General features: G+C 66.6%; 1 protein-coding gene and 1 pseudogene. Both read right to left on the bottom strand.

Annotation, left to right across the window (positions count from 1 at the left end; translation table 11 throughout):
* Nucleotides 1–752, bottom strand: a pseudogene (locus AC1DW9_RS36445) (HlyD family type I secretion periplasmic adaptor subunit); the annotation flags it as partial.
* A gap of 63 nt (nt 753–815) precedes the next feature.
* On the bottom strand, nt 816–2,905 hold a 2,090-nt coding region (locus tag AC1DW9_RS36440), incomplete at its 5' end, for a calcium-binding protein (RefSeq protein WP_476855396.1).

Below are 2,905 nucleotides of genomic sequence, written 5' to 3'. Positions count from 1 at the left end.
TCGCTGACGCGCAGCCGGGCGCGGGCGATCGAGGCTTCGATCTCGCCGCGCTCGCCGAGCAGGCGGGCCCATTCGCGGTTGATGTTGTAGACCTTCGTGCCGTCGATGAAGCCCTTCTCGAACAGGCCGAGATATTTGTTCCGCTCGAGTTCGACCAGGCGCAGCTCCTCGACCTTGGCGACCTTGCGCGCCTCGAGGCCTTTGATCTCCTCGCCGGACTGGACGACGCTGATCTCGAGCTGTTCCTTGCGGCTTTCGCGGTTGGTGCGGTTGCCGTCGAACAACCGGGTCTCGCCCTGGATGATCTGATCCGCCTCGTCGAAGACCTTGGCGAGCTCGGCCGGGAAGGTGATCGCGGCGAGGTTGTCACGCTCGGCGATCAGGCGGGCCTTGCGGCCGAGATTTTCGCCGAGCTGCGAGCGGATGATCGAGAGCTCGGCCTTGGTCTGGACATCGTCGAGCCAGAACAGGGTCTGGCCAGCCTCGACCCGGTCGCCCTGGCGCACCCCGATCGCCTGGACGATGCCGCCGTCGCGGTGCTGCACCTCCTTGAGGTTCTGGTCGACCTTGACCGAGCCCTGGGCGATCACGGCGCCGTTGAGATGGGCGCTGGCGGCCCAGCCGCCGCAGCCGACGACCAAGAGCAGGGCGAGCGCCGTACCGGCGAGCATATGCCGGCCGAGCCCGAAATTCGGCTCGCGCCCTTCCCTGGCGTCCCCACCGGACTGCGATGCGACACTGCTCTTGATCATGCTCATCTCTCCCGTCAGACGGCCCGGAATGCGAGGCGCTGCGGCCCCGCCCCCTCGCCGGGATCAGTAGTAATAAAGCCTGTGACTGCCCTGGATCTCGATCGAGTAGTCCTTCTCGTCATTCTGCTCGAGATAGACATCGACATAGGTGCGGTCGTCGTCACCGATCTTCTCGATGCGGAAGCGGAATGGCCGACCGGAATCGTCGCCCTCGTCGCCATAGGTGCGATCGAAGGCATCGTCGTCGGAACCGCTTCCGCCGTCGTCATCATCGTCATCATCATCGTGCTTGCGGATCTGGTACTGCTTGATGCGGATGCGGTCGCCGGCCTCGAGGTCGAGGATCTGGTGGATCAGGTCGCGATCGTCCTCATCATAGGGCACGTCGAAGGAGAAGGTGTCGTCGCCCGCCCCGCCGGTCAGCGTCACCACATCAGTGCCGATGGTGAAGTGGTCATTGCCGCTGCCGCCGATCACCGCCTCGATGCTGGAGAACCCGTCCTCGCCGATCTCGACGCTGACCGCCTTGCCCTCGACCAGGTTGATGTCGATGCTCTGCGTTGCCCGGGAGTAATCCAGCGTGTCGCAACCGCTGCCGCCATCATAGCAATCGGCCGCAGCATCGAGCGTACCGATGATCACGTCGTCGCCAGACCCGGCCTCAACCCGGTCCCTGCCCCCACCGCCATCGAGCGTATCGGCACCGCTACCTCCCTCGATCCGGTCGTTGCCGGCACCGCCCTGGATCACGTCATTGCCGGTCCCACCGAACAGGCAGTCATTGCCGGTGCCGCCATCAATGACGTCATTGCCATCATTGCCCTCGATCCGGTCGTCGCCCGCTCCGCCGAAGAGCCGGTCATGGCCGGCATCGCCCTCAACCCTGTCGTCTCCGTCTCCGCCGAAGACGATGTCGTCGCCGTCGCCGCCCTCCACCTCGTCATCGCCGTCACCGGCGTCGAGCAAGTCATTGCCGCTGCCACCAAAGAGCCTGTCCTTGCCGCAGCCGCCGGCGAGGTGATCGTCGCCCTCCCCGCCATCGAGTACATCGTCGCCGTCATCGCCGGAGAGCGTATCGTTGCCGGATTCGCCGAAGAGCCGGTCGTTGCCGCCGCCGCCCGCCGCGACGTCGTCCCCCCCACCGAGACGGGCCGTGTCCTGGCCGCAGCCGAACTCGACGATGTCGACGTGGGCGCCACCGATGACGACATTGTTGCCATTGCCGGTGCGGACGGTGTTGTTGCCGTCGCCGGTCAAGACAACGTTGTTGCCCTCACCGGCATCGATCCAGTCGTCCCCCTCACCGCCGTCGATGAAATCGTCACCATCGCCGCCATAGAGCCGATCATTGCCCTTACCGCCGATGATGATGTCGTTGCCGTTGCCGCCGAAGATGATGTCGTCGCCATCCTCGCCGAAGAGCTGGTCGTCGCCGTCRYCGCCATAGATCGTGTCGTTGCCCTCGCCGCCATAGACGATGTCGTTGCCGCGGCCGGCATAGATCAGGTCATGGCCGGCGCCGCCGCGGATGAAGTCGTTGCCGGCGCCGCCATGCAGGATGTCSGAGCCSCCGCGGCCATCGATCACGTCATTGCCGTCGCGCCCGTCGATCAGGTCGGCGCATTCSGTCCCGGTCAGGCTGTCATCGCCGGCCGTGCCGTTGATCTCGGTGAACTCGACGACSCTGAAGAGCGCGGTCTGGGCGACCGCGACGGTCTCGTCGCTGACCTCRTAGCTCAGCGTCACCGGGCCAAAATAGCCGGGCGCCGGGGTGAACTCCCAGCCACCCTCGACCGCGGTCAGCGTGCCGCTGGAGGCGGTGAGATGCCTAACCACGAGCGTATCGCCATCAGGATCCAGCGCCCCTGCGAGCAAGCCGATCGCGGTGATCAGCAGCGTCTCGCACCGCCCGATGCTGCGCAGGTTGACGACGCCGGCGAGTTGCGGCGCTCGGTTGCTGCGTGGCCCGCCGGGGTTTTCACCGCCGGATCCGCCAGGGTTCTCGCCGCCCGGGCCGGAATGGCCGCCCGGGCCGGGGTGGTGGCCACCCGAGCCGCCGCCGGCCGAGGCGATCCCCTCGAAGTCATGGCCACTGCCAGAGCCGGCACTGCCGGAGAGGCCGCCGCCATGGCCGAGCGTCAGGTTGTCGTTGC

It is taken from the genome of Allobosea sp. P4_E12 (assembly GCF_056401655.1).
Note: the sequence above shows the minus strand (reverse complement) of the source record. Positions and strands in the feature narration are given on the sequence as shown.